Genomic DNA, 24,956 nt, shown 5'->3' on the forward strand with positions numbered 1-24,956 from the left:
GCCAGCGCAAAAGAAAACGGCCTCCGGAGCGAAAGCACCGGAACCGTCCGAACAACCGAACCGATCTTATAGCAGAAACCGGATTCCGAAAGCCAGATTTTTCGCCGTCCTCGCGGCGGCTTCGTGCCGATCCGCGGCCTTCGGCGGGTCTGGGTGAAGGTGAAATTTCTGCAGAAATGCTCTTTACCTCAACCGCGATTGAGGTCGTATCAGTGCCGGCTCCATACCAACCATACGGGGCCGAATCATGAGTTTAGTCGAAGAGGAATTACAAGTGGCCGAACCGGCGCCGCAGGCGGAGCTCCACGTGGAGGAGGGAAGCTGGAGCGAGCTCCTGCGACCGCGCCACCTCGCCGCAACCGTGACACTGTGCCTTGGCGTCGCGCTTTTTGCCTTCAACGAATTCTTCGTCTCGACGGCACTGCCGACGGCCGTCGCGGAGTTTGGCGGAGCCGCCCTTTTGTCCTGGGCCTTCACGCTGTACCTCGTTTTCGCCATCGTCGGCGGCGCCTTGGCGGCCAGGCTGAAGGCCCGGTTCGGCGCCCGCAACACGCTGATCGTTGCCGCGCTCGTCTTCGCATCGGGCACGGCCATCGCGACGATGGCGAGCAGCATGCCGCAGGTTCTGGCCGGGAGGGTGCTCCAGGGATTTGGGGAGGGCATCATTGCCGCCCTGTGCTACGCGCTGATACCGGAGCTCTTTCCGCAGCGGCTGGTGCCCAAGATCTTCGGCGCAGAAGCGATCGTATGGGCTGCCGCAGCCTTCGGCGGGCCGCTCATATCTGGCCTGCTGACCGAATACTGGTCATGGCGAGCCGCCTTCTTCGTCAACATACCGGCAGCCGCGATCTTCATAGCGCTCGTCGTCGCAATCCTTCGTCAGCCAGAACAAAGTCCAAGCGCGGCCGGATCGGTTCCCTTGCTGCGCCTTGTGGCGTTCGGCTTCGGGATAATGCTGATCTCGCTCTCGAATACGGCGACCGACGGCTACAGGATGTCGGCGCTGCTGGCGGCGGCACTCGCGGTCTTGGTCGCGACCGTTCACATCGACCGCCGATCGCCGCAGTCCATACTCCCCTTCGGCGCGTTTTCGCTCGATCGCCCGCTGGGAACGGGGCTTTGGGTCGTGTTGCTAATGCCTCTGGCACAAGCCTCGGGCTCCGTCTACCTCGTCTATGCGCTGCAACATCTCTGGGGTTTCGGCCCGACAGGGGCCGGGTTCTCTAATGCCTTGATGGCCATGTCCTGGAGCCTGACGGCAATCATTGTTGCAAGCCTCCGCTCTCACGCGACGCGCGTGCGGCTGGTCTGGACCGGGCCGTTGTTCCTTTGCCTCGGTCTCGGCGGATTGACGCTCGCCGTCGGCTCCGGCGAGTACGGCCTCGTCTTCGTCAGCCAGAGCGCTGTCGGAGCCGGTTTCGGCCTTTGCTGGGGAACGCTGAGCCAGCTGCTGATGAACGTCTCGGCGATCGAGGAACGCGACAAGACCTCCGCGCTGCTGCCGACGCTGCAATCCGCCGGCTACGCGATCGGCGCCGCCGTTTTCGGAGCTGTCGCCAATGCCGGAGGCGTCGACGAAGGTGTCGGCGTCCGGGTGATTTCGGCCGCGATGCTGGGCGTTTTCGCACTCGGCTGCCTTCTCGCCGCCGTGTCGCTCTTCTTCGGAATCAGGACCCTGCGGCTGGCGCGATGCGAAAGCAGGGCAACCATCCAGTAGCGTTCACCGAGCCGCAGCCGGCGCAAGGCCGGCTTTGGCCGGATGCGGGAACAGGCCGGGGCTGCGCCGGCCGAGCAGGGCGTCTTGTTCGGCGCCGCGGCCCTGAGAGGGCGTGACGCTCGCGAGCAGCACGCCCGCTTCCGACCGTACCGTGACCTTCAGGGAACCATAGTCCGCGTCGCGGCCGATCCTGTCGGCGATACGCTGGGCGTAATAGAGCGCCGATCCCTCATCGAAGTGAACGATACCCTCGTCATCGGTGAAACAATCGTCATCCCAATGGAGATCGAAGAAATATAGCTGCATGCCGTTGCCCCAGCCATGCGCGTCACGGGTGATCCGTTTCCGCATGCTGGGACAGGGAACCATGTCGCATCGGAACGCAGCCTGAACCGGACATTCAGGCTGCGTTCACAAGTGTAAATCCGCGCAATGGTCAGGCTTCGAAGTAGCTCTGCAGCGGACGCACTTCGAGGTTCCCGGCCTTCAGCGCCTTGATGGCGAGTGCGGCCGCTTCGGCGCCGGCCATAGTGGTGTAATAGGGCACCTTCTGCATCAGCGTCGCACGGCGAAGCGACTTAGAGTCGGAGATCGCCTTGTTGCCGTCGGTCGTGTTGATCACAAGCTGGACCTGCCGGTTGCGGATGGCGTCCTCGACATGGGGCCGTCCTTCCAGGACCTTGTTGATCTTGGTGGCCACGATGCCCTGCTCGCCGAGGAAGCGAGCCGTGCCGCCGGTCGCCATGACCTTGAAACCGATATCGGAGAGAATGCGGATTGCGGGCAGCACCCGTTCCTTGTCCTCGTCACGAACCGAAACGAAGACCGTTCCGTCGCGCGGCAGGTCGACGCCGGCGCCGAGCTGCGATTTGGCAAAGGCAAGCGCGTAGTCGGTATCGAGGCCGATGACCTCGCCGGTCGAACGCATTTCCGGGCCGAGCAGCGTATCGACGCCGGGGAAGCGGGCGAAGGGGAAGACGGCTTCCTTGACGGCGATATGTTTCAGGTTGCGCGGATCCGGCTTCCTGCCGTAGGCGGCGATCGCTTCGTCGAGCACTTCGCCGGCCATGACGCGGGCTGCGATCTTGGCGATCGGCGCGCCGATCGTCTTGGCGACGAAGGGCACCGTGCGCGATGCGCGGGGGTTGACCTCAAGCACGTAGATCGTGCCGTCCTTGATGGCGAACTGCACGTTCATCAGCCCGCCGACGTTCAGGGCCTTGGCAAGCGCCGCCGTCTGGCGCTCCAGTTCGTCGACGAGGTCGCTATCGAGCGAGTGCACGGGCAAGGAGCAGGCGGAGTCGCCCGAATGGATGCCGGCCTCCTCGATATGCTCCATGATCCCCGAAACGAAGACGTCCTTGCCGTCGCAAAGACAATCCACGTCCACCTCGATCGCGTTCGTCAGATAGCTGTCGAAAAGAAGCGGGTTCTTGCCGAGCAACGTGTTGATCTGGCCGGTCTTGTCGTTCGGATAGCGCTGCTTGATATCTTCAGGAACGAGGCCCGGGACCGTGTCGAGCAGGTAGCTCTGCAGCATGCTTTCCGAATGGATGATCTGCATGGCGCGGCCGCCGAGAACATAGGAGGGGCGCACGACCAGCGGGAAGCCGATTTCGGCAGCGACGAGGCGGGCCTGCTCGACGGAATAGGCGATGCCGTTGTTCGGCTGGTTGAGGTCGAGCTTCATCAGGAGCTTCTGGAAGCGATCGCGGTCCTCTGCGAGGTCGATCGCGTCCGGCGCCGTGCCGAGGATCGGGATGCCGTTCTTTTCGAGCGCTTCGGCGAGCTTCAGCGGCGTCTGGCCGCCGAACTGTACGATTACGCCGTGAAGCGTGCCGTTCTCCTGCTCGGCGCGCATGATCTCGATGACGTCTTCTGCCGTCAGCGGCTCGAAATAGAGCCGGTCGGAGGTGTCGTAGTCGGTCGAGACGGTCTCCGGGTTGCAGTTGACCATGATCGCTTCGTAGCCGGCGTCCTTCAGTGCAAAGGCGGCATGGCAGCAGCAATAGTCGAACTCAATGCCCTGGCCGATGCGGTTCGGGCCGCCGCCGAGGATAACGACCTTTTTTCGATCGGAAACCTGCGCCTCCGACCGGGCGGCACCGACGAAAGGCGTCTCGTAGGTCGAATACATGTAGGCGGTCGGCGATGCGAACTCGGCCGCGCAGGTGTCGATGCGCTTGTAGACGGGTCGCACGTTCAGAGCGTTGCGGAGCTCGGCCACCTCTTTCGGACGCTTGCCGGTAAGCGTCGCAAGCCGCGCGTCGGAGAAGCCCATCGCCTTCAGCATGCGCAGGTTCTCGGCGTCGGCGGGCAGGCCGTGCTCGCGGATGCGCGCCTCCATGTCGACGATCGCCTTGAACTGGGCAATGAACCAGGGGTCGATCTTGCAGGCTTCATGCACTTCGGCTTCGCTCATGCCGAGACGCAGCGCCTGGGCGACCATGCGCAGGCGGTCCGGCGTGGGCGTGCCGAGCGCGGCGCGGATGGCATTGCGGCCGTCGCCGTTGTCGTCGAAATCAGGAATCTCGATCTCGTCAAGTCCGGTCAGTCCGGTCTCGAGGCCGCGCAGTGCCTTTTGCAGAGATTCGGCGAAGGTGCGGCCGATCGCCATGACTTCGCCCACCGACTTCATTGCGGTCGTGAGCGTCGGCTCGGCTCCCGGGAATTTCTCGAAGGCGAAGCGCGGGATCTTCGTGACGACGTAATCGATCGACGGCTCGAAGGATGCAGGCGTCGCGCCGCCGGTGATATCGTTCTCGAGTTCGTCGAGCGTATAGCCGACGGCAAGCTTGGCGGCGATCTTGGCGATCGGGAAGCCGGTGGCCTTGGATGCGAGTGCGGAAGAGCGCGAGACGCGCGGATTCATCTCAATGACGACCAGGCGGCCATTCTCGGGATTGACGGCGAACTGGACATTCGAGCCGCCGGTTTCGACGCCGATCTCGCGCAGCACCGCGATCGAGGCGTTGCGCATGATCTGATATTCCTTGTCGGTCAAGGTCAGCGCCGGCGCAACCGTGATCGAATCACCCGTATGGACGCCCATCGGGTCGATATTCTCGATCGAGCATATGATGATGCAGTTGTCCGCCTTGTCGCGGACGACCTCCATTTCATATTCCTTCCAGCCGAGGACCGATTCCTCGATCAGGACTTCCGTCGTCGGCGATGCATCGAGACCGCTGCCGACGATTTCGAAGAATTCCGAGCGATTATAGGCGATGCCGCCGCCGGTGCCGCCAAGGGTGAAGGACGGACGGATAATCGCGGGGAGGCCGACATCGTCGAGCGCCTGCGCGGCGATCGCCATGGCGTGGTTCACATAGCGCTGTTTGCGGTCGCCTTCGCCGAGGTTCCACTGGTTCTCGAGTTCGTCCAGCGCCTTGTCGAGTTGTTCGCCGGAAAGCTTCGCCTTGAGCGCGGAACGCTCCGCCTCGTGGGCCTTGCGGTCGTGATCCTTGATGTCGGTGGCATTCGCCAGGCGTGACTTCGGCGTCTCGAGGCCGATCCGGGCCATGGCCTCGCGGAAAAGGGCGCGGTCTTCCGCCTTGTCGATCGCCTCGGGCTTGGCACCGATCATCTCGACATTGTAGCGATCGAGGACGCCCATGCGGCGCAGCGACAGAGCCGTATTCAGCGCTGTCTGTCCGCCCATGGTCGGCAGCAGCGCGTCGGGGCGTTCCTTGGCGATGATCTTGGCGACGACCTCGGGCGTGATCGGCTCGACATAGGTCGCGTCCGCCAGCCCCGGATCGGTCATGATCGTCGCGGGGTTGGAATTGACGAGGATGACGCGGTAACCTTCCTCCTTCAGCGCCTTGCAGGCCTGGGTGCCGGAATAGTCGAATTCGCATGCCTGACCGATGACGATCGGCCCCGCGCCGATGATGAGAATCGATTTGATGTCTTGGCGCTTCGGCATGGGCAATCATCCGTTTCTAGCTGCGCGAAAAACCGGCCTGGTTGGGAGGTCACCGGCCGGGTCGCGCATTGATGGTCTTTTCAGGCTAGAAGCGGCTTATAGGCAAATGTTCTGGCCAGCGGAACCCCGAAAATTCCGGAATCGACAAGAAAGCAAAGATATTTGCTCCGCCTCCCGAACCGACGGTTCTCCGATATAATCGTTACTGCTGCGCCACCTGCTCGGCCGACGGGATCACCAGTACCTTCACCTCGCCGGCTGCGGCGGGATTTGAAATGACACCGGGGGCTTCATCGAGCGATATGCGCCGCGAAATCAACCGGTCGATCTCGATCGCGCCTGTCGCGACCAGGTCGGCCGCGCGGCGGTGGACGAAAGGATTGATGAAGGAACCAAGCACGCGCAGCTCGCGGAAGAGGATGTCGAACGGTTCTATCTCGACCTTTTCACCCTGCGGCAGCACGCCGAGGATCACGATCGTGCCACCCGCCCTGGCGAGACGGGTCGACTGCTTCACCGTTTCCGCGACTCCGGCACACTCGATGACGACGTCGACGCCTCCGGGAACGAGGCCTGCCGGCCCGGCGATCGCCTCGACCACGTCGCCAGCCGACGGGTCGACCGTTGCGGTGGCGCCGACCTCTTCGGCCAGACGGCGCTTCGCTGCCTGGCGGGTCGAGAGAATGACCGTCGTTGCCCCGGCAAGTCGTGCGAGCTGTACCGTCAGCAGGCCAATCACGCCGCCGCCCAGGACCGCCACCGTAGAACCCGGCCTGATTCCCGAGATGTCCATGCCATGCAGGCAGCAGGCGAGGGGCTCGCAGAAGGCTCCGTGCACGGGATCCAGAGTGATCGGAATTTCGAAAGCCTGCTTCCGGGGGACCAGGACGTATTCGGCAAAGCCGCCATCGCGATGGATGCCGATCGCGCGCAGATTTCGGCAGAGATTGACCCGGCCGGCCTGGCACTGCTGGCAGCGGCCGCAGGAGATGTTGGGATCTCCGGTGATCCTCGCACCCGGCGCGATATCGCGCACGGCGCTTCCGGCTTCTACGACGATGCCGCAGAATTCGTGCCCGAGCGTGACCGGTGGTGCCGAAGGGAATTCGCCGTGGAGGAGATGACGATCGGTTCCGCAGATGCCGCAGGCTTCGACTTTGACGAGCAGATCGTCGGGGCCGGGCTCGGGAATTCCGACGTTCCGAACGGAGATATTGCCCACCGATTCCAGACGCACTGCCTTCATCTGTTCCTCCCGCACTCTGCGTTCATTGGAGCGGAACACGACGAGAGCGTCAATCCCGGTGCTCGGGGCCTCTCGAGGTTTGCGGTGCGCCGGATAAAACGACAGGCCGATGCAACCGGGTGACGGCGATTGCGTTTTACAAGGGTCGCCGCCCGGGCTTATAAAATCACTGAGCGCGCTAAAGTAGAAGCGACGCCCTCTGGAGGACAGATCATGGAATGGAAGGGCCGTCGCCAATCCGGAAACATCGAGGATCAGCGTGGGGCCGGCCCTCGCGGAGGCAGCCCTTTCGGTCGTGGCGGCGGATTTCGCCTGCCGGGCGGGGGCGGCATGCGTCGCGCCGGCGGCGGCATGAGCTTCGGCACGCTCATCTTCCTGGTCATTCTCTATTTCCTATTGAAGGCGATGGGCATCGACATGCTGCAGGTGCTCGAAGGCGGTGGTCCGGCGAACATACCGGGCTTCGAGCAGAGCGACGGGTCCGGGGCACCGCAGGGCACGGCCGAGGAAGAGGAGATGAAGGCCTTCATGGCCACGGTGCTTGCGGAAACGGAAGACACCTGGAACGGCATTTTTCAGGCGAGCGGCGAGCAATACGAGGAGCCGAGGCTCGTGCTTTTCAGCGGCTCGGTCCGCTCGGCCTGCGGCTTTGCCTCGTCCGCTTCGGGCCCGTTCTATTGCCCCGGTGACCGCAAGGTCTACCTCGATATGAGTTTCTTCGATGAGCTGGCGGACAAATTCGAGGCCTCCGGCGACTTCGCGCAGGCCTATGTGCTTGCGCATGAGGTCGGTCATCACGTTCAAAACCTGATCGGCGTGTTGCCCAAGTTCAACCAGATGCGGCAGCGCATGAGCGAAGCCGAGGCGAACCAGATGTCCGTCCGGGTCGAGTTGCAGGCGGACTGCTTCGCCGGGATTTGGGGCAAGTACACCGAGCAGAAGGGGCTCCTGGAACGGGGCGATCTTGAGGAGGCGTTGAACGCTGCCACTCAGATCGGCGACGACACATTGCAGAAGCGCATGCAGGGCTACGTCGTTCCGGAAAGTTTCAATCACGGCACGTCCGAGCAGCGGATGCGGTGGTTCAAGCGCGGTTTCGATAGCGGCAAGATGGCGGATTGCGACACCTTCTCCGGCGCTGTCTGACCGACCTCCGGACCGGGAGTGCACCTCGGTCCGGCGCTCTTGCTTTATTCCTGCCGTTCCCTGTCCATGTGAGCAAGCTGCGCCTCCGGATAGCGCGCACCGGCAGCGGCGCCCCTCGGCGCGGCGCTTTCGATCGCAGACCTGGCGTCGGCGTTCAGGTGAACCGTCCGGGCACCGAGTACGGTCCCCCGGGGCGCGGCGTTGAGCGGCACAATGTCCCCGCCTGAACGGCGGCCCAGGCGATGCCGATTTTTGACATGTTCACGTATTGTTTCGGATCGACCAAGTCGTTACACCTTATCTGGGAACGTCGTTCACGTTCTGTCTCCGCTCCGGCGGACAGCGGGGAGGGGGCTCATGCTCGACAAGAAATTCGTGAAGCGCGGTCTGTTCCTCGTCTTTATGATCCTCTTCCTCGATATCATGGGCATCGCGATCATCGTGCCGGTGTTGCCGACCTATCTCGAGGAACTGACGGGCGCGGATATCGGCGAGGCGGCGATCGACGGCGGCTGGCTGCTGCTCGTCTATTCCGGTATGCAGTTTCTCTTTGCGCCGCTGATCGGGAATCTGAGCGACCGATTCGGGCGCCGGCCCATCCTTCTGGCTTCCGTGCTCACCTTCGCGATCGACAACCTGATCTGCGCGCTGGCGACGAGCTACTGGATGCTTTTCATCGGACGCAGCCTTGCCGGCATCAGCGGCGCGAGCTTCGGCACTGCATCCGCCTACATTGCCGATGTCAGTGACGATGAGAACCGCGCCAAGAATTTCGGGCTGATCGGCATTGCCTTCGGCACCGGTTTTGCGCTCGGTCCCGTCATCGGCGGCTTCCTCGGCGAATTGGGTCCCAGAGTGCCCTTTTATGGTGCGGCGGCGCTCTCTTTTCTCAATTTCATCATGGGGGCCTTTCTTTTGCCGGAGACGCTCGCACCGGGCAACCGGCGCCGCTTCGAATGGCATCGGGCAAATCCGCTCGGCGCGCTCAAGCAGATGCGCCGCTATCCCGGTATCGGCTGGGTGGGCCTCGTTTTCTTCCTCTATTGGCTCGCCCACGCCGTCTATCCGGCGGTCTGGTCCTTCGTTGCCTCCTATCGCTACGGGTGGAGCGAAGGGCAGATCGGGCTTTCGCTGGGCATCTTCGGCGTCGGCGGCGCAATTGTCATGGCGCTCGTGCTTCCCCGTGTCGTGCCGGCATTGGGAGAGAGGCGCACGGCGGCGGTCGGGCTCACCTTCACGGCGCTGGGCATGGCCGGTTACGCTGCGGCGTGGGAGGGCTGGATGATCTATGCCGTAATCATCGCGACCGCGCTGGAAAGCCTCGCCGATCCACCACTCCGCAGCATCGCCTCCGTCCATGTCCCGCCGTCGGCACAGGGCGAACTGCAAGGTGCGCTCACCAGCATATCGAGCATCACAACGATCATCGGGCCCCTGATGTTCACGCAGATTTTCGCCCTTTTCACCAACCCTGCTTCGGCCTACGCCTTTGCGGGGGCGCCCTATGCGCTGGCAGGGTGTTTGATCGCCGCCGCACTGGCGATCTTCGTTTCCAAAGTCCGCGCTGGCCGGGGAGGCGCCTTCCGGGATGCCGTTCCGAGGGTGACGGAGGCTTAGCCGCGCAAACTGTGGATGCCTTCAGATCGATCAAATTTCTTGATCTAACGATGAAAAATTGAGCAGCCCGACCTTTACCGCTGGCGCAAGTCCTGGTGGTGCTCTAATTCGTTCTCTCTTCTTCACTTTGGCCTTTTGACCCGTGCCGCTGCAGAGCCAGGATTCCTCATGCTGATCGCTACCAAAGACCTCGTGCTTCCGCAGAGCGACAATTCCTGGCCCACGCATTTTCGCGCGAGCCTCTATCTCGGCGTTCCCTTCATCGGCGCACAGCTTGCACAATTGGCGATCAATACGACGGACGTGCTCATGGTCGGGCAGCTGGGCGCCACCCAGCTGGCGTCGATCATCCTCGCGACGCAGGTCTTCTTCACGATCTTCATCTTCGGCAGCGGGTTTGCCAATGCGGTGGTTCCAATGGTCGCTCAGGCGCAGGGGCGGGGCGACCAGGCCTCCGTCCGGCGGTCGGTACGGATGGGAATGTGGGTGGTGCTCCTTTATGGCGTGCTGACTGCGCCCGTCCTGTGGATGGCGGAGCCGATCCTTCTTTTTGCCGGCCAGAAACCGGAAGTCGCGGCGCTCGCGGGAGAATATCTGCACATTGCTCAGTGGGCGATCTTCCCCAGCCTCATTTTCATGGTCCTCAGAGCATTCCTGAGCGGGCTCGAGCGGGCAGGGGTGATCCTCTACGTGACGCTTGTGACTTTGGTCTTAAATGCCGCGCTTTGCTATGTTCTCATCTTCGGCCACTTCGGCTTTCCGGAGCTGGGCATCTTCGGCGCAGCCGTCGCCGCTCTCGGCGTGGCGCTGCTCGGCGCGGTCCTGACGATCGGCTATATCCGCCGGCAGCCGGAGCTCCATCGCTATGAGCTGTTCGTCCGCTTCTGGCGGCCGGATTGGCCGGCTTTCGGAGAGGTGATCTATCTCGGCATTCCGATCTCGGTGACGATTCTCGCCGAAGTGAGCCTGTTCACCGTCGCATCGCTGCTGATGGGAACGATCGGGACCATCGAACTCGCGGCTCACGGCATAGCACTCCAATTCGCGTCCATCGCCTTCATGATCCCGCTCGGACTGGCGCAGGCCGGAACGGTGCGAATCGGGCTGGCCTATGGCAGCGGCGACATGGTGGGCGTCAGGCGTGCCGCAATTGCCGTGCTGACGCTCGGCGTCGGCTTTGCTGCCGTCGGCAGCACGATTTTCGCCCTGTTCCCCCATGAGCTTGCCGCCCTCTATCTCGATACGAGGCGGCCCGACGCAGCCGAAGTGCTCGCCTTTGCGGGGCCGCTGATCGTAATTGCCGGCGCCTTCCAGCTCGTCGACGGCCTTCAGGCGATAGCCGCCGGCATGCTGCGTGGACTCAAGGATACGACCGTGCCGATGATCCTGGCGATGATCGCCTATTGGCCGATAGGCTTCTTCTGCGCCTGGGCCTTTGCTTTTCCGATCGGCTTCGGCGGTAAGGGCGTCTGGTTCGGCTTCGTCCTTGGCCTTGCGTCTGCGGCGCTCTTGCTCAACTGGCGCTTCTTCCGTCTCCTCCGTAGGGTAGGCGCGGCCCCGGCCGCGTCGTAGCAGATTGCTGGAAATGTGTCGCGGTGATGTTTGGCGAGGCGTCTGGTCGCTCACGCCTGCGGCTCGTCGCCGATATGCCGCTTGATAGCTGCAACAGCAACCCCAAGCGGGGTGATGTGTTCGGTGACGACCACCCATATCACGTCGTCGGCAATCCGATGGTATTCGTGGCGCAGGATATTGCCGATGCCGCGAATCTGTTTCCATGGAACATCCGGCGCGATGGTCAGCAGTTCGTCGGGAATGTGCCGGGTTGCTTCGGAGATGATTTCCAAAGCGCGCTGGATGGCGAGGCGCAACAGCCAGTCCCGTTCAAAGTCGCCGAGCGACTTTCCGGCGGTATGAGTCTCGATACCGTCGATGGCTTCCAGGATTTCGGCTAGAACCGGACCGACCTTTGCGCTTGACCATTAGAAAACGCGGACCGCGGATTTCTCGATGTCGGTGCGGAGCATCGGATGAAGGCTGTTCCGAGTGGTGACATCCACCTCTATGGAAAGCTTCTCTTCAAGAAACTGCTTGATGCTGACCAAATCCAGAAGGGAGAACCGCTTCCCCGGATCATAGTCGATAAAAAGGTCAAGATCGCTCGGCGCACCGGCCTCGTCGCGAACCGTCGAACCGAAAAGGTACAAGGCGGTCGCGCCCATGCTTTGAACGGCATCGGCGTGTTGCTGAAGCTGTCTGATTGCGTCGTTCCTGTTCATGGCAGCACCTTATACCATCTCGACCCGGTGAGCCACATTTGATCATCTGCCGGCTTGGCAGGCGGTGCTGTTCAATGCCACTGCGCAAAAAAAGAAAAAGCCGGACGGGCAGGGGAGACCGTCCGGCCTGTAGAAGCGATCGCATCAGGGGAAGAATGGGATCGCTTGTGAAACTTCCGGCGAGAAGTTTCCTGGAGGCATTGGTTTCAACCGTTGCAGGCGAGGATATTCGACGTCGCTACTTCCGCCTGCGCCTATCGGCCAGCGGCAACAGAACGGGCGCGCGGTCACGGGCCTCATCTCGTATCGCATGGATCGTCGCAACGACCATCGCGAAGAACATCGCCATTGAAAACAGAGCAAGTCCCATGGCCGTCTCCTTTCGTCGCTTAAACGGCATGTACTCAAAAAAGTTCCGTTATGCTGGATCCACATTACGGCTTGCGATGTGAAACCCTCTTGAACGTTGCGTTCATCTAGCATTCAGCCATTTGCCGCCGCTGTTTCCCAAGGAACACGGAGCAAGGATGGTACAACCCTTGCGGTCCGCGGCCGTCCGTGACAAAAGGCTTCACCAAACGGAAACAGGCGCGATGACCACGGCTTTCTATCCCGGCTCCTTCGATCCGATCACCAACGGGCATCTCGATGTACTCGTGCAGGCATTGAACGTCGCAGCGAAGGTCATCGTCGCGATCGGAGTTCACCCCGGAAAGGTGCCACTTTTCTCTTTCGACGAAAGAGCGGATCTCATCCGCGCCGCCCTCGAGGAAACACTGCCGGAGCGCGCGGCCGACATTTCCGTTGTCGCCTTCGACAACCTGGTGGTCGATGCGGCCCGCCAGCACGGCGCAAGGCTGCTGGTCAGGGGCCTGCGGGACGGAACCGACCTCGACTACGAGATGCAGATGGCGGGCATGAACCGGCAGATGGCCCCCGACATACAGACCTTGTTCCTGCCGGCAGGCACTGCTTCCCGGCCCATTACGGCCACATTGGTTCGGCAGATCGCGGCCATGGGCGGTGACGTCAGCGCTTTCGTTCCCGGGGCGGTTCACCAGGCGCTGCAGGCGAAGCGCAAATAAGCTTTACATCATGCAAGGAGTCCCAATGAAGATTCTCCAATTCGCTGTTGCCGGAGCCTTGGCGCTCGCCGCTTTCACGGGAGGTGCCCTGGCGCAGTCTGGCGAAAACGTCCTGACGGTTCAGCTCAAGGACGGCCCCGTCGTCATTGAGCTGCGGCCGGATATCGCCCCGAAGCACGTCCAGCAGATCAAGGAACTGGCCGCGGCGGGCGAGTATGACAATGTCGCCTTTCACCGTGTCATCAAGGGCTTCATGGCCCAGACCGGCGACGTCGAGTTCGGCGACATGAAGGACGGCTACCAGGCCGATCGCGCGGGAACCGGCGGCTCGTCAAAGCCCGACCTTCCGGCCGAGTTCTCCGACGTTCCCTTCGAGCGCGGTACGGTGGGAATGGCCCGCGCGCAGGACCCCAACAGCGCCAACTCGCAGTTCTTCATCATGTTCGCACCCGGCGATTTCCTCAATGGCCAATACACGGTCGTCGGAAAGGTGGTGGAAGGCATGGAGAATGTCGACAAGATCAAGCTCGGCGATGATGCCAATAACGGTGCCGTCGCCGATCCAGATCGCATGATCAGCGTTAAGGTCGGCAGATAAGACTGAAACAGAAGGAGAAGAATCATGGCCGAGATCAAGGATCCGGAAAACACGATCATCATGGAAACCACAAAGGGCAGGGTGGTGATCGAGCTGCGGCCGGATGTGGCTCCGGGCCATGTCGCCCGTATCAAGGAGCTGGCGCGCGAAGGCGCCTATGACGGCGTGGTCTTTCACCGCGTGATCGAGGACTTCATGGCCCAGACCGGCGACGTGCAATATGGCAAGACCGGCGGCGATCAATTCAACCCGGCCCGGGCGGGCATGGGCGGCTCCTCCAAGCCGGACCTCAAGGCCGAATTCTCCGATGTTGCTCATGTGCGCGGTACCTGCTCGATGGCGCGCAGCCAGATGCCGAACTCGGCCAATTCCCAGTTCTTCATCTGCTTCACCGATGCTCCCTGGCTCAACAAGCAATACTCCGTCTGGGGCCAGGTCGTCGAAGGAATGGAGAATATCGACAACATCAAGCGCGGCGAACCGGTCCGCGATCCGGATTCCATCGTTTCGATGCGGGTTGCCGCCGACGCCTGATTTGCGCTACTGCATGTGTCCCTAATTCGTCACCGACGAAGGACAAGACATGCAGCGGTTCCAAGTGCTGCAGCGAACTTTGCGGGTCTGGTCAGACGCGCGTCGCTGTGGTGCACCGACCTGCCCGCCCCGATCGCGCGCAAGCCGCCGGGGCGGGTTTGCTTTTGGCTGATACATAGATGCGCGTAGACCTGTTCGATTTCGACCTCCCGGAAGATTCCATTGCTCTGAGGCCCGCAAGCCCGCGCGATAGCGCCCGCATGCTCGTCGTTCGCCCCGGCGGTGAACCCGTTCTCGAAGATCGCGGCGTCCTCGATCTGCCGTCATTCCTGCGGCCTGGCGATGCGCTGGTCTTTAACGATACCAAGGTCATACCGGCGCAGCTGGAAGGCGTCCGCTACAGAGGCGAAGACATAAGCACGCCCGTATCGCTGACACTGCACATGCGCGTGGCGCCCGATCGCTGGAAAGCCTTCGCGCGTCCGGCCCGGCGATTGAAGCCCGGGGACCGGATCAGCTTCGGGCATGGGGGCAATGCCTGTCTTCTCGGCTCGCTTGAGGCCGTGGTCGAGGAGAAAGGCGATGCGGGCGAGGTGACGCTTCGCTTCGATCTCTCGGGCCCTTCGCTCGATGAGGCGATCATGGCAGTCGGACACATTCCCTTGCCCCCTTACATCGCGTCCAAGCGTGCCGACGATGCACGGGACCGGACCGATTACCAGACTGTCTATGCGCGCGAGGAGGGCGCGGTCGCGGCGCCGACGGCGGGGCTGCATTTCACCGACCGCCTTTTCGCCAAGCTCGATGAGAACGGCATCGAACGGCACTTCGTCACACTGCACGTAGGGGCGGGAACTTTCCTGCCGGTCAAGGCGGACGATACGGACGACCACGTGATGCATGAGGAAATAGGCCACGTCGATGCGACAACTGCTGCGAAGCTCAATGCCGTGCGCGAACGCGGCGGCCGTGTCGTCTGTGTCGGCACGACATCGCTTCGGCTGATCGAGAGCGCGGCCGCCGAGGACGGGAATATCCGTCCCTGGTCGGGCCCGACCGGTATCTTCATCACGCCCGGCTACCGCTTCCGGGCCGTGGATATGCTGATGACCAATTTCCACCTGCCGAAATCGACCCTGTTCATGCTTGTCTCGGCCTTTGCGGGGCTCGAAACGATGCGTGCGGCCTATGCCCATGCGATCGCAACGGGCTACCGCTTCTATTCCTATGGCGATTCGAGCCTGCTTTTCCGGAAAGACTAAATGACCCAAGCGTTTCAATTCAAACTGCTTGCCAATGATGGCAACGCACGCCGTGGCGAGGTCGTGACCCCCCGTGGGACGATCCGTACGCCTGCCTTCATGCCGGTTGGAACCGTCGGCACGGTCAAGGCGATGTATCTTGACCAGGTGCGCGATCTGGGCGCCGACATCATTCTCGGGAATACCTATCATCTGATGCTGAGGCCGGGCGCCGAACGCGTCGCACGGCTTGGCGGGCTGCACAAGTTCATCGGTTGGGAGCATCCGATCCTGACCGACAGCGGCGGGTTCCAGGTCATGTCGCTGTCAAGCCTGCGCAGAATCAACGAACAGGGCGTTACCTTCAAAAGTCATGTCGACGGCGCGCTCTATCATATGTCGCCGGAACGCTCGATCGAAATCCAGGGCCTGCTCGGCAGCGACATCCAGATGCAACTCGACGAGTGCGTGGCGCTGCCGGCAGAACCCGATGAAATCGAGCGCGCCATGGAAATGTCGCTGCGCTGGGCGGAGCGCTGCAGAATTGCCTTCGGCGATCAGCCCGGCAAGGCGATGTTCGGAATCGTGCAGGGCGGAGATATTCCCAGGCTGCGCGAGCGCTCGGCCCTGGCGCTTAAGGATCTCGACCTCAAGGGCTATGCCGTCGGAGGCCTCGCCGTCGGTGAGCCGCAGGAAGTCATGCTCGATATGCTCGACGTGACTTGCCCTGTCCTGCCGACCGACAAGCCGCGCTATCTGATGGGGGTCGGGACGCCGGACGATATCCTGAAGTCGGTCGCGCATGGGATCGACATGTTCGATTGCGTCATGCCGACCCGCTCCGGCCGTCACGGCCTTGCCTTCACGCGCTACGGTCGCATCAACCTGCGCAATGCCCGACATGCGGAAGATATCCGCCCGCTGGACGAGCAGTCTTCCTGCCCGGCGACGCGCGACTATTCGCGCGCCTATCTGCACCATCTGATCCGTTCCAACGAATCGCTCGGCGGGATGCTGCTCAGCTGGAACAATCTGGCCTATTATCAGGACTTGATGGCCGGCATCCGCAAGGCGATCGAAGAGGGGCGTTATGCCGACTTCATGGCGGAGACTATTGAAGGCTGGCGGCGCGGCGATCTGCCACCGGTGTGACTTCCGGGCGATTGCAGCTCCGGCCCGGCCACGGTCTGTATCATCATCACGCCATTCATCCGGTAGATATTGTCCGCGTTCCGGGTAACGCTTCGCGCGGACAAGCGTCCTATCGGCTCGTGCGCTCGGCCCCCAAGGCACGTCTCGGTCGTATATTCACGTATTCTCAATGGGATATGGAGATTACCTGAAGTTTATAATCAGGAATCGTAAATGGGTGATTTCTTCCGAAAGGCTGATGTTGCGCGGCCGCCGGTCACTCGGGCAACGCATCACTATCGGCCTTGCGCGGGGATCCCGCGTGAATTGCCGCGGGCGCCGCAGCATGCCGTGAAGTTTTTGCCGGAACCGCAGGGACATGGATCTTTGCTCCTGCGCTGCAATCGGCCGATCAGGGGCAACATGATCGCCGAGGGCACCAGTGTCGCCAACAGGATCGTCAGCTTGGCCGACAGCCCCGGTATGACGAGCCGCCGGCCTGCTTTGAAGCCGCGCCAAGCCTTTTCAGCGACATAATCCGACTCGAGCTTGGGCAAGACCTTGAACAGCGCGACGCGGTTGGCGCCCGAAGTTGCCAAAAATTCCGTCGAGACCGGTCCCGGCGCGACGCATGTAACGGTCACACCGGTGCGGCGCAACTCCTCGTGCAGCGCTTCGGAAAAGGAGCGCACAAAACCCTTGCTGGCATAGTAGAGCGCCATGTAAGGACCTGGCGTGAAGCTGGCGACCGATCCGAGATTGATGACGCCACCGCGACGGCGGGCGACCATTCCCGGCAGCAGGCGCAAGGTGAGCTCGGCCAGGGCGCGGATGTTGAGGTCGACAAGACCGAGCTGCTCTTCCAACGGCAGGACAGTCGCGCCTCCGCGCAGGCCATAACCGGCGCTGTTGACGAGCACGTCGCAAAACAGACTGTTTGCGGAGAGAAAGCGCTCGAGGTCGCGCGCCGCATCGTCAGCCAAGACATCGAGCGGGACCGTGAACGCCTCGCCCCCGGCCTTTCGGATATTGTCAGCGACGGTCGCCAGCGCCTCTGCCGAACGCGCCGCAAGGACGATCGGCGCACCGTCCCTGGCGGCCACTTCGGCGATCGCCTTGCCGATTCCCCGCGAGGCACCGACGACGACGACGGCGGGGCGTTGTTGACCGCCGGGTGTCATCGCGCCGCCCCGGTACCTGCCGCAGCGGCAGCGTCGTACCCGTTTGCCAGCCCCATCAATTCCGCCGCGACTTCGCCGTTCAATATCCTCTCGAACCTCTCGAGGGCACGCGCAACGTTAGCGCCGTCCATAACCCGGTGATCGTAGTGGATGCGAACGGTCACCGAGCCATCCTTGTCGATCGGACCGTAATTGAGAAGCGAGGTCAAAGGCGTCAGCGGGTTGAGCGATTCTGCGCCGAGGCCGGAATAGACGGACAGCTGAAATGTACCAAAACGGCGCGCTCTCTGCCGGCCGATATTCAATCCGAGCCACATGAGAAGCCATCTGACAGGGCCGGGGAGGCGGGCGATCTTCAAAGCGCGCCGGAATTCCTTGACCTCCAATACGGGTCGGCTCCGCGCCGCCTGCATCAAAGACCCCAGTTCCGCGATCGGACGGCGCTCCGGATTCTTGATCGTTGTCAGCAGCACGACCCGTTCGCCCTCATACTCCCTTTCATGGGCGATGGAGGCGATGCTTCCGGGATACTCATAGAGCTGCGGCTTCGGAAACTTGACGTAAGCGCGCCGCAACTCGGGCGTCTCCTGAGCCAGAAGCGCGTATCCCTTGAGGAAGAGCGCTGTCCAGGACGGCCTGCTTTCAAGCGATGCTCTGGCACTGAGCAACGGTCCGAGGTTCATCCGTCGCTGAACGCTTACGCGCGGCACCTTCATCGAAAATCGCATGAGATCTCCGACAAGGCGTCGAGACGCTGAAAGCTTGAGGGCTCGGCCCCGCATCATGCACCTCTAGTAGATATACGGAATGATCCGCTTGGTGTTCGCCATGTAGTCTCGATACTCGGAGCCGAACATTTCCAGCATCATACGTTCCTCCTCGTCCACCCTAAGAAGAAAGAGGACTGCGAAGCCCACCAGCCCCGCCAACCCCGCGACCCAGTTCGACAACAGGAATGCCTGGCCAAGCCCCATCAGCAGGAACGAAGTATACATGGGATGGCGGACCAGAGCGTAAGGGCCGCGGCGAATCAGTTCGTGCTTGTCGCGAATCTCGAGCGTGATCGACCAGTTGCGACCCAGCTCCTTGTGGGTTCTGCGAAAGACCCACATGGCCAGAAAGAAAATGGCGGCGCCGAGCACGACGGACCAGAGGCGTGCAGGGTAGTCGGCCCCCTCCGGAATGCCTGTCGCAACATAGAAAGCGGGAACGATCGCAAGACCGACCAGGGCCGCCGACAGTCCCAGCATCTCGGAGGCGGAGCGGCGGTGGCTGACGACACGCACGCGCTTCGCCCGGCGTTCATATGGGCGGCGAATGAAGTACCAGGCGACGATTCCGAGCACCCAGGCGATCTCGCCGATGGAGGATACCGACATTTATAGTTCCCCAACTCCTTAGCATACGCCTGGCGTCAACGAATCGGGCGGGAACTCTCTTCAGTCGATGCTTCGCAGCGTGATTCTGTTTTGAACGGGTGATCAGATCTCAAGCTCTGCCCGATCCCTGCTCAGCCGCCGTTCATCTCCCGAAGCCTTGTAATGAATTCTTGCGGTCTAAGCCAGATACCGGGCGTCTTATAGCCCATCGAGCGGGCGATTTCCGCGACGAAGGCGTTGCAGTTGTAAAGCGACGCGTGCCAGAATTTCGACTTGGCTTTGAGTTTGCCGATGAAAGCCACGACCTTGTTGTATTCGGCTTCCGTCAGCATGACGCGCCAGCTTGCCGAACGATATTCTTCCTCGAGGTCACCGTCGCTCGCACCGGTTTCAGCCGGAACGGGCACGAAATGGCCGAGAACATACGGAGTGGGGTCAAGCGTTGCCGGTGCGAGGCCGGCGACTTCGCGCTGGACCACTGCTCCGGCCTTGTTCGTGCGCCCATAGATGACGTAGGTATGGCCATAGCTGAGCGCGTAGCGAGAACGGAATTCGATAAAATACCCCTGCTCTCTCGATTGCGATTCGAGTTTCGCCGGCCCATGCAGGGTACTGGAAACGTAGCGGGGTTCGGGATTTTTGTCTTGTGTCTGGCATGCTGCTGCCGCCAGTGCGACCAGGATCACAAGGGATATGCGGCCTCGTGCAAGCGTCATCACATCACTTAAGTTGTCTTCCGAGTTCTGACAGTTCAGATCTCGGGCCGGCCCTCGAGAGTTTCTGACGCGTACTATGCCGTCACTCCCATAGCCGGTCTAGCCCTGAATAACGCGCCGTGGGAAAGCACTTCTTGAGCTCCCCCACGGCGCAAAGTCACTGTTACTTGTATACCGGCGCCGGTTCTACCGTATCGACGGCAGCAGGCGGCGGCGCCTTACCTTTACCTTTGCCGATCGTATCACACGCGGTGAGGCCGGCAACAGAAAGCAACGCAATCATCACGACTAGAATTCTGCTCATCAAGAAGTCCTTTCCTCAATAGTCGGAATGGGTTATCGAAGGCAACACTTCAAGTAATAGTGGCGATTTGCGCCGGGGCCTAGTGCAGAAAGGACACAGTTGATAACCGCTTTATGGTTACCGGGTTATCAACCTCGTCGGAACACACGGGGCTTAGTCATTTATACCGAAATGTAACGGAAAACGCCATCAAATGATCAGCACGGTCGTACCCACCGGGGTACGGCTGTAGAGATCGACGATGTCGTCGTTCGTCAAGCGAATGCAACCGCTCGAAACAGCCTGGCCGATCGTCCAGGGCTCGTTCGTTCCGTGCAGCCGGAACATGGTGTCGTTTCCGCCGCGATAGAGATAGAGGGCGGCGGCGCCAAGCGGGTTGTGAAGGCCGCCGCTCACTCCGCCGGCATATTGCGCCAGATGCGGCTTGCGGCGGATCATGTTTGCGGTCGGCGTCCAGGAGGGCCATTCCGCCTTGCGGCCGATTTTCGCGCTGCCTTTGAGGGTGCGGCCTTCCTCGCCTACGCCGATCCCATAGCGAATCGCGGAGCCGCCTCCCTGAACATGATAGAGATAGCGTTCTTCCGTATTGACGACGATCGTTCCAGGCGCTTCGCCGCCGTAATAGGCGACCTCCTGCCTGCGGTATCGCGGGTCTATACGGGTCCTGGCTGTTTGCGGCCTGTCCGCCGGCCGCAACGAACTGCAGCCAGAGCCCAAGAGAGCCAGGCTACCCAGCACGAGTACCCGGCGCGTAATGCGAGCGTTCTCCATTCTCACCTGCTGAGTAAATTGTGAGTCCCTACGAATTCGTGTTTAACACCCAAGCGCGTGTCGGCCAAGCCTTGCAACGGTTACACCGCAAGGATGAAACCTCTTGCGACCGGAACGGGCGTCTGCTCGACTGGTTGGGGAACGCAGCGGAGACAAGGAGCGGCACGATGAAACTCGGCCTGGAAGGAAAAATCGCAATCGTGACCGGTGCCGGTTCCGGCATTGGCGCTGCCGTCTCCAGGCAACTTGGCGGCGAGGGCGCGGAAGTTGTCGTCGCGGACCGGGACGCCGACGCGGCCCGCAAGGTCGCGGCGGAGATTCGCTCGGACGGGGGTAGGGCGCGCCACTTCACCGTCGACGTCACCGATGCGGGAGCGGTGGAGCAGCTGGTCGCCTTCACGGTTGGCGAATGCGGCGGCTTGCATCTGGCGGTCAACAACGCCGGCATTGAGGGCCCGAGAAAAGCGACCGCGGACTACCCGCTCGAAGACTGGCGCAGACTAATCGAAGTCAATCTGAACGGCGTTTTCTACTGTATGAAATACGAGATCGCCGCCATGCTCGGAAAGGGCGGCGGCGCCATCGTCAACATGTCTTCGATTCTCGGCGCGGTTGCCTTGCCTACCGCGTCCGCCTACACCGCCGCCAAGCATGGGGTGGTTGGGCTCACCAAGGCTGCCGGGATCGAATATGCAAGAATGGGGATCCGCATCAATGCCGTCGGTCCCGGATGGATCGAAACGCCGCTCCTGTCCGGGCATTCGGAACTGGCGAAGACGCGACGCCTGGAAGCGCTGCAGCCGCTCGGCCGGCGCGGCAAACCGGAGGAGGTCGCAGCCCTCGTCTGCTTCCTCCTGTCCGAACAGGCGAGCTTCATCACCGGTAGCTACCATCCAGTCGACGGGGCTTTTACGGCGCATTAGGGCACTTCCGGGAGAGCGTTTAGCGGTTTCCATCCGCAAGCGCGTCGTTTCAAACTGCTGGCGCGCCACCGCGGCACGACGCTGCCCCGGTCAGATCCGCCGTCTCTCTACCGCCAGAAGAGCCGTCAGCACAAAGCAAAGCAGGCCAAGGGACAAGGGCAGCCCCTGCTGTCCGATCAATTGCATCGCCAGTCCTGTCGCCGGCGAGCCCACGATGCCGCCGACGCCCCATACGAAGGCGAAGGCCGCGTTGCCGGCGACCAGGGCTTGACCGGTGAAACGCTCGCCGAGTTGGATCAGCGACATTGTGTAGATTCCGAACGAGGCCCCGCCCCAGACGAAAAAGAGCGGCCAAATGAGCCACGACTCGAAGATCACCGGCAGCAGCAGGCAGCCGGCCAGCCCAGCCAGGGCGCAGAACGCCATGGTCCGCAGCGACCCAAACTGTTCGGCCACCCGCCCGAGCAAGATCTGCAGCACGGCATTACCTGCAATGAAACAGGTGATGAGCGAGGCGATTCGCCCCTCTGCGCTGCCGAGCGCCGCACCGTAGACTGCGAGCAAGGAAAGCAGGGTCTGTTCGAAGGCGGCTGCGGCGAAAACCGCGAACAAGAGCAACGGTGCCAAGGCGAAGAAGCCGCCGACCGATGTTGCCTCGCCCTCATGCGGCATCTTCGGCAGGCGCGGCACGACCGCAAGCACGATCAGGCCGCACAGGAGGAAAGCCACGATGCCGACCATGAAGGGCGGCCACCCTTGCGTGCCGACCAGGCCGAGCGACAGCGGGCCGATGGCGAAGCCACCCGACACGATCGACGAATAGAGGCCCATGATGCGGCCCCGCCGCCGCGCGGGCGTGATCGAGAGCAGCCAGGTTTCGCTGATCACGTAAAGCGGATTGGCGAAGAAGCCGAGCAGGAAACGCAGCGGCATCCAGACCCAGACGTCCTGCGACCAGCCAATCGCGATCAGGGTGAGCGCGGCCAGGCTCGAACACCGGATCGCAAGCCGCGCCCCGCCAATGCGCCGAGCCAGTGCCGGAACGAAAAGGGCGGATACGATGAAACCCAGTGGGGTCATCGCCGCTGACAAACCGATCAGGCCGGGCGTCGTGCCCTGCCGCTCCAGGATGAAGCTGAGCAGGGGATAGGTCAGTCCCTGTGCCACCGCGAACACCGAGACGGTCGCGATGATACCGGCCATAGCGGCCCATGGAATCTGGTCCTGTCGCGACAATGTCGTGCTTTCAGCCGTCATGCAGATTCGCCCTATACTTGCCAGAAGGGCTTGGCGATCTCCGCCTCGGCCTCAAGTTTCGTTAGACCGATATCGCTGATCAAATGGGGATCGTCCTTCAATTTCTGCTCAAGTTCGAAGCGAAAGCGCTTCCGCTCGTCCCAGGTCGCGATAACGATTCGCAGGGCAGCCAAGCCGCAATGCCGGCGCGGCCTTTGGGCCAGCTCCTCCGGCGTTTCGGCTGCCGGATGTGGAGCCGACGCAAGGATTCGGGTGTCGTTCATAACAGCCTCCATACGGTTTCAGGGGCGGCGGCACTCGGCCTGAAAGAGGATGAATTCTGCAGGGTCGGAACAGCGTCGTAATTAAGCTCTTCCAAAAAGTTCTCAAAAACTTCCAAACGGACTATAGATGCGCCCATGCAGGGATCGCGGTTTGCCTTTGGTCCGTTCGTGCTTGACCCGGGGGCGGGAACGCTCCTTCGGAACGGTGATCCCGTTGCGGTTGGCTACCGCGGGCTGAAGCTGCTTGCGGCGCTCGTCGGACGGCCCGGCGAGATCCTTGGAAAAGCCGAGTTGATGGACGCGGCGTGGCCGGGCAGGGCGGTCGAGGAAGGCAACCTCACCGTCCAGATCGCACAGTTGCGGAAGCTGCTTGGTCCCGCCGGCGGCGAATGGATCTCCACGGTTCCGCGGGTCGGCTATCGCTTCACGGGCGCCGTCGAACGACCCGGGCGGACGAAGAGAGAGCCTTTGCCGCTGCCTAGCAATCCATCGATAGCCGTTCTGCCTTTCGTCAATTTCAGCAACGATCCCGAGGAGGAATCCTTCGTGGATGGGTTGACCGAAGACCTGATCACCGACCTGTCCAGGACCTCCGGCCTGTTCGTGATCGCACGCAACTCGGCCTTCGCCTACAAAGGAAAGGCGAGGGATGTGCGCGAGATCGCTGAGGAACTTGGCGTGCGCTACCTGCTGGAGGGTAGCGCACGGCGCGCTTCAGGGCGCGTGCGTATCAACGCGCAGCTGGTCGACGCGGTGCGCGGCGATCATCTGTGGGCGGAACGCTTCGATCGCAGCCTGGAAGACATCTTTGCCGTTCAGGACGAGGTCACAGGCAAGATCGTGGACGCGTTGCTCGGCCGCCTGCGCGCACCGCCGCCGCGCAATCGGCCCAAAAATCTCGAGGCCTACGACCTCTGTGTACGGGCGCGCAAGCTGATCGATGATTCGCCGCAGACGGCGCGGGAAGCGCATCTTATGCTCACGCGCGCAGTTTCGCTCGATCCGGAATACGCCGAGGCCTATCGCTGGCTTGCCATGAACCATTGGATGCGATGGGTACATTGGGGCGAACCGATCGAACCCAACCGTAGCATTGCTTTGGAACTGGCGCGCAGGGCCGTGGCGATCGACCCCAACGATGCCGGCTGCCACTGGGTCCTTGCTAATCTGCTTGCTTATGAGCGAAGCTTCGACGAGGCAGATGCGGAATTCGCCAAAGCGATCGAGCTCGATCCCAACGAGGCCGACACCTGGGCGACCTTGTCCGACATCGCGGTCCTGGCCGGGCGGGTGGAGGCGGGGCTCGAGCACATCCGCAAGGCGTTCCGGCTGAACCCGTTTCCGGCAAGTTGGTACTATCTGACGCTCGGCCAGGCGCAATATGCCGCTTGCGACTATCAAGCCGCTGTCGAGACGCTGCGCAGGGACGAGACTTATCGTACAAGCTCACGCCGATTCCTGGCGGCAAGCCTCGCCCAACTGGGCCGGCTCGACGAGGCGCGCACGGAGGTCGAGCTGTTTCTCGTCGGCAACCCGCATTTCACGACCCGCCGCTGGGCCGAGACGGAGCCATTCCGCGACGCCGCGACGCTCGAGCATTTCCTCGATGGTTACCGCAGGGCCGGACTTCCGGAGTGACG

General features: G+C 62.1%; 25 protein-coding genes. 11 read left to right on the forward strand and 14 right to left on the reverse strand.

What is annotated here, in order from left to right:
• Window positions 1-274 precede the first annotated feature (274 nt).
• On the forward strand, window positions 275-1,717 hold the full coding sequence (locus SINAR_RS0117900; protein WP_028000354.1) for an MFS transporter: 1,443 nt from the start codon (window positions 275-277) through the stop codon (window positions 1,715-1,717).
• Window positions 1,718-1,720: 3 nt separating this feature from the next.
• On the opposite strand, the gene SINAR_RS0117905 is transcribed toward SINAR_RS0117900, so the two are convergent.
• From SINAR_RS0117905 to SINAR_RS0117915, 3 genes are all read right to left on the reverse strand, one after another.
• Complete coding sequence (locus SINAR_RS0117905; protein ID WP_028000355.1) at window positions 1,721-2,068, reverse strand: DUF6894 family protein; 348 nt, start codon at window positions 2,066-2,068, stop codon at window positions 1,721-1,723.
• An 85-nt stretch (window positions 2,069-2,153) separates the two neighbouring features.
• A complete protein-coding gene (carB, locus tag SINAR_RS0117910; protein ID WP_028000356.1) occupies window positions 2,154-5,645 on the reverse strand; it encodes a carbamoyl-phosphate synthase large subunit in 3,492 nt (1,163 codons plus the stop codon).
• Between the two features lie 202 nt (window positions 5,646-5,847).
• Window positions 5,848-6,891, reverse strand: a complete 1,044-nt coding sequence (locus tag SINAR_RS0117915; protein WP_028000357.1) for a zinc-dependent alcohol dehydrogenase family protein — start codon at window positions 6,889-6,891, stop codon at window positions 5,848-5,850.
• 213 nt (window positions 6,892-7,104) lie between these two features.
• Here SINAR_RS0117915 and ypfJ point away from each other — a divergent pair, with 213 nt between their 5' ends.
• The 3 genes from ypfJ to SINAR_RS0117935 all read left to right on the forward strand — a co-directional run bounded on the left by ypfJ (window position 7,105) and on the right by SINAR_RS0117935 (window position 11,226).
• On the forward strand, window positions 7,105-8,037 hold the full coding sequence (ypfJ, locus tag SINAR_RS0117920) for a KPN_02809 family neutral zinc metallopeptidase (protein WP_028000358.1): 933 nt from the start codon (window positions 7,105-7,107) through the stop codon (window positions 8,035-8,037).
• A 357-nt stretch (window positions 8,038-8,394) separates the two neighbouring features.
• Window positions 8,395-9,654 carry a TCR/Tet family MFS transporter gene (locus tag SINAR_RS0117930; RefSeq protein ID WP_028000359.1) on the forward strand — a complete coding sequence of 420 codons (1,260 nt, stop codon included), beginning with the start codon at window positions 8,395-8,397 and terminating at the stop codon, window positions 9,652-9,654.
• A gap of 168 nt (window positions 9,655-9,822) precedes the next feature.
• Window positions 9,823-11,226, forward strand: coding sequence for an MATE family efflux transporter (locus SINAR_RS0117935; RefSeq protein WP_028000360.1), 1,404 nt, complete (start codon window positions 9,823-9,825; stop codon window positions 11,224-11,226).
• Between the two features lie 50 nt (window positions 11,227-11,276).
• Here SINAR_RS0117935 and SINAR_RS1000000135495 read toward each other — a convergent pair whose 3' ends face one another.
• The 3 genes from SINAR_RS1000000135495 to SINAR_RS1000000138185 all read right to left on the reverse strand — a co-directional run bounded on the left by SINAR_RS1000000135495 (window position 11,277) and on the right by SINAR_RS1000000138185 (window position 12,303).
• On the reverse strand, window positions 11,277-11,600 hold the full coding sequence (locus SINAR_RS1000000135495) for a HepT-like ribonuclease domain-containing protein (RefSeq protein WP_084617494.1): 324 nt from the start codon (window positions 11,598-11,600) through the stop codon (window positions 11,277-11,279).
• Between the two features lie 36 nt (window positions 11,601-11,636).
• On the reverse strand, window positions 11,637-11,933 hold the full coding sequence (locus SINAR_RS0117945) for a nucleotidyltransferase family protein (RefSeq protein WP_028000362.1): 297 nt from the start codon (window positions 11,931-11,933) through the stop codon (window positions 11,637-11,639).
• Window positions 11,934-12,171: 238 nt separating this feature from the next.
• Complete coding sequence (locus SINAR_RS1000000138185) at window positions 12,172-12,303, reverse strand: hypothetical protein (RefSeq protein ID WP_028000363.1); 132 nt, start codon at window positions 12,301-12,303, stop codon at window positions 12,172-12,174.
• A 223-nt stretch (window positions 12,304-12,526) separates the two neighbouring features.
• On the opposite strand from SINAR_RS1000000138185, the gene coaD reads away from it, so the two are divergent.
• The 5 genes from coaD (at window position 12,527) to tgt (ending at window position 16,543) form a co-directional block, all read left to right on the forward strand.
• Window positions 12,527-13,018, forward strand: coding sequence for a pantetheine-phosphate adenylyltransferase (coaD, locus tag SINAR_RS0117955; RefSeq protein WP_028000364.1), 492 nt, complete (start codon window positions 12,527-12,529; stop codon window positions 13,016-13,018).
• Window positions 13,019-13,043: 25 nt separating this feature from the next.
• Window positions 13,044-13,616 (forward strand): peptidylprolyl isomerase, encoded by a 573-nt coding sequence (locus SINAR_RS0117960; protein WP_028000365.1) that lies wholly within the window; start codon window positions 13,044-13,046, stop codon window positions 13,614-13,616.
• A gap of 24 nt (window positions 13,617-13,640) precedes the next feature.
• A complete protein-coding gene (locus tag SINAR_RS0117965; protein ID WP_028000366.1) occupies window positions 13,641-14,150 on the forward strand; it encodes a peptidylprolyl isomerase in 510 nt (169 codons plus the stop codon).
• A 179-nt stretch (window positions 14,151-14,329) separates the two neighbouring features.
• Complete coding sequence (gene queA, locus SINAR_RS0117970; protein WP_028000367.1) at window positions 14,330-15,412, forward strand: tRNA preQ1(34) S-adenosylmethionine ribosyltransferase-isomerase QueA; 1,083 nt, start codon at window positions 14,330-14,332, stop codon at window positions 15,410-15,412.
• Window positions 15,413-16,543, forward strand: a complete 1,131-nt coding sequence (gene tgt / locus SINAR_RS0117975) for a tRNA guanosine(34) transglycosylase Tgt (protein ID WP_028000368.1) — start codon at window positions 15,413-15,415, stop codon at window positions 16,541-16,543.
• Window positions 16,544-16,818: 275 nt separating this feature from the next.
• Here tgt and SINAR_RS0117980 read toward each other — a convergent pair whose 3' ends face one another.
• The 6 genes from SINAR_RS0117980 to SINAR_RS0118005 form a co-directional block, all read right to left on the reverse strand.
• Window positions 16,819-17,703, reverse strand: a complete 885-nt coding sequence (locus SINAR_RS0117980) for an SDR family NAD(P)-dependent oxidoreductase (protein ID WP_028000369.1) — start codon at window positions 17,701-17,703, stop codon at window positions 16,819-16,821.
• Complete coding sequence (locus tag SINAR_RS0117985; protein ID WP_028000370.1) at window positions 17,700-18,485, reverse strand: hypothetical protein; 786 nt, start codon at window positions 18,483-18,485, stop codon at window positions 17,700-17,702. Before SINAR_RS0117985 ends, SINAR_RS0117980 begins: the two co-directional genes overlap by 4 nt.
• Before the next feature lie 9 nt (window positions 18,486-18,494).
• Window positions 18,495-19,082, reverse strand: coding sequence for a protein-S-isoprenylcysteine O-methyltransferase (locus SINAR_RS0117990; RefSeq protein WP_028000371.1), 588 nt, complete (start codon window positions 19,080-19,082; stop codon window positions 18,495-18,497).
• A 131-nt stretch (window positions 19,083-19,213) separates the two neighbouring features.
• Complete coding sequence (locus SINAR_RS0117995; RefSeq protein WP_028000372.1) at window positions 19,214-19,798, reverse strand: hypothetical protein; 585 nt, start codon at window positions 19,796-19,798, stop codon at window positions 19,214-19,216.
• A gap of 163 nt (window positions 19,799-19,961) precedes the next feature.
• Window positions 19,962-20,102 (reverse strand): hypothetical protein, encoded by a 141-nt coding sequence (locus tag SINAR_RS0118000; protein ID WP_003529619.1) that lies wholly within the window; start codon window positions 20,100-20,102, stop codon window positions 19,962-19,964.
• A 189-nt stretch (window positions 20,103-20,291) separates the two neighbouring features.
• The gene (locus tag SINAR_RS0118005; RefSeq protein ID WP_028000373.1) at window positions 20,292-20,873 is read right to left on the reverse strand and encodes a L,D-transpeptidase; all 582 of its coding nucleotides are present in this window, start codon (window positions 20,871-20,873) and stop codon (window positions 20,292-20,294) included.
• A 167-nt stretch (window positions 20,874-21,040) separates the two neighbouring features.
• Here SINAR_RS0118005 and SINAR_RS0118010 point away from each other — a divergent pair, with 167 nt between their 5' ends.
• A complete protein-coding gene (locus tag SINAR_RS0118010; protein WP_028000374.1) occupies window positions 21,041-21,796 on the forward strand; it encodes an SDR family NAD(P)-dependent oxidoreductase in 756 nt (251 codons plus the stop codon).
• Window positions 21,797-21,886: 90 nt separating this feature from the next.
• Here SINAR_RS0118010 and SINAR_RS0118015 read toward each other — a convergent pair whose 3' ends face one another.
• Both SINAR_RS0118015 and SINAR_RS0118020 read right to left on the reverse strand, forming a co-directional pair.
• Window positions 21,887-23,053, reverse strand: a complete 1,167-nt coding sequence (locus SINAR_RS0118015) for an MFS transporter (RefSeq protein ID WP_028000375.1) — start codon at window positions 23,051-23,053, stop codon at window positions 21,887-21,889.
• A gap of 11 nt (window positions 23,054-23,064) precedes the next feature.
• Window positions 23,065-23,316 (reverse strand): DUF1127 domain-containing protein, encoded by a 252-nt coding sequence (locus SINAR_RS0118020; protein ID WP_050577516.1) that lies wholly within the window; start codon window positions 23,314-23,316, stop codon window positions 23,065-23,067.
• A 135-nt stretch (window positions 23,317-23,451) separates the two neighbouring features.
• On the opposite strand from SINAR_RS0118020, the gene SINAR_RS0118025 reads away from it, so the two are divergent.
• The gene (locus SINAR_RS0118025) at window positions 23,452-24,954 is read left to right on the forward strand and encodes a winged helix-turn-helix domain-containing tetratricopeptide repeat protein (protein WP_028000377.1); all 1,503 of its coding nucleotides are present in this window, start codon (window positions 23,452-23,454) and stop codon (window positions 24,952-24,954) included.
• Window positions 24,955-24,956 lie beyond the last annotated feature (2 nt).

The organism is Sinorhizobium arboris LMG 14919, from assembly GCF_000427465.1.
Lineage (GTDB): Bacteria > Pseudomonadota > Alphaproteobacteria > Rhizobiales > Rhizobiaceae > Sinorhizobium > Sinorhizobium arboris.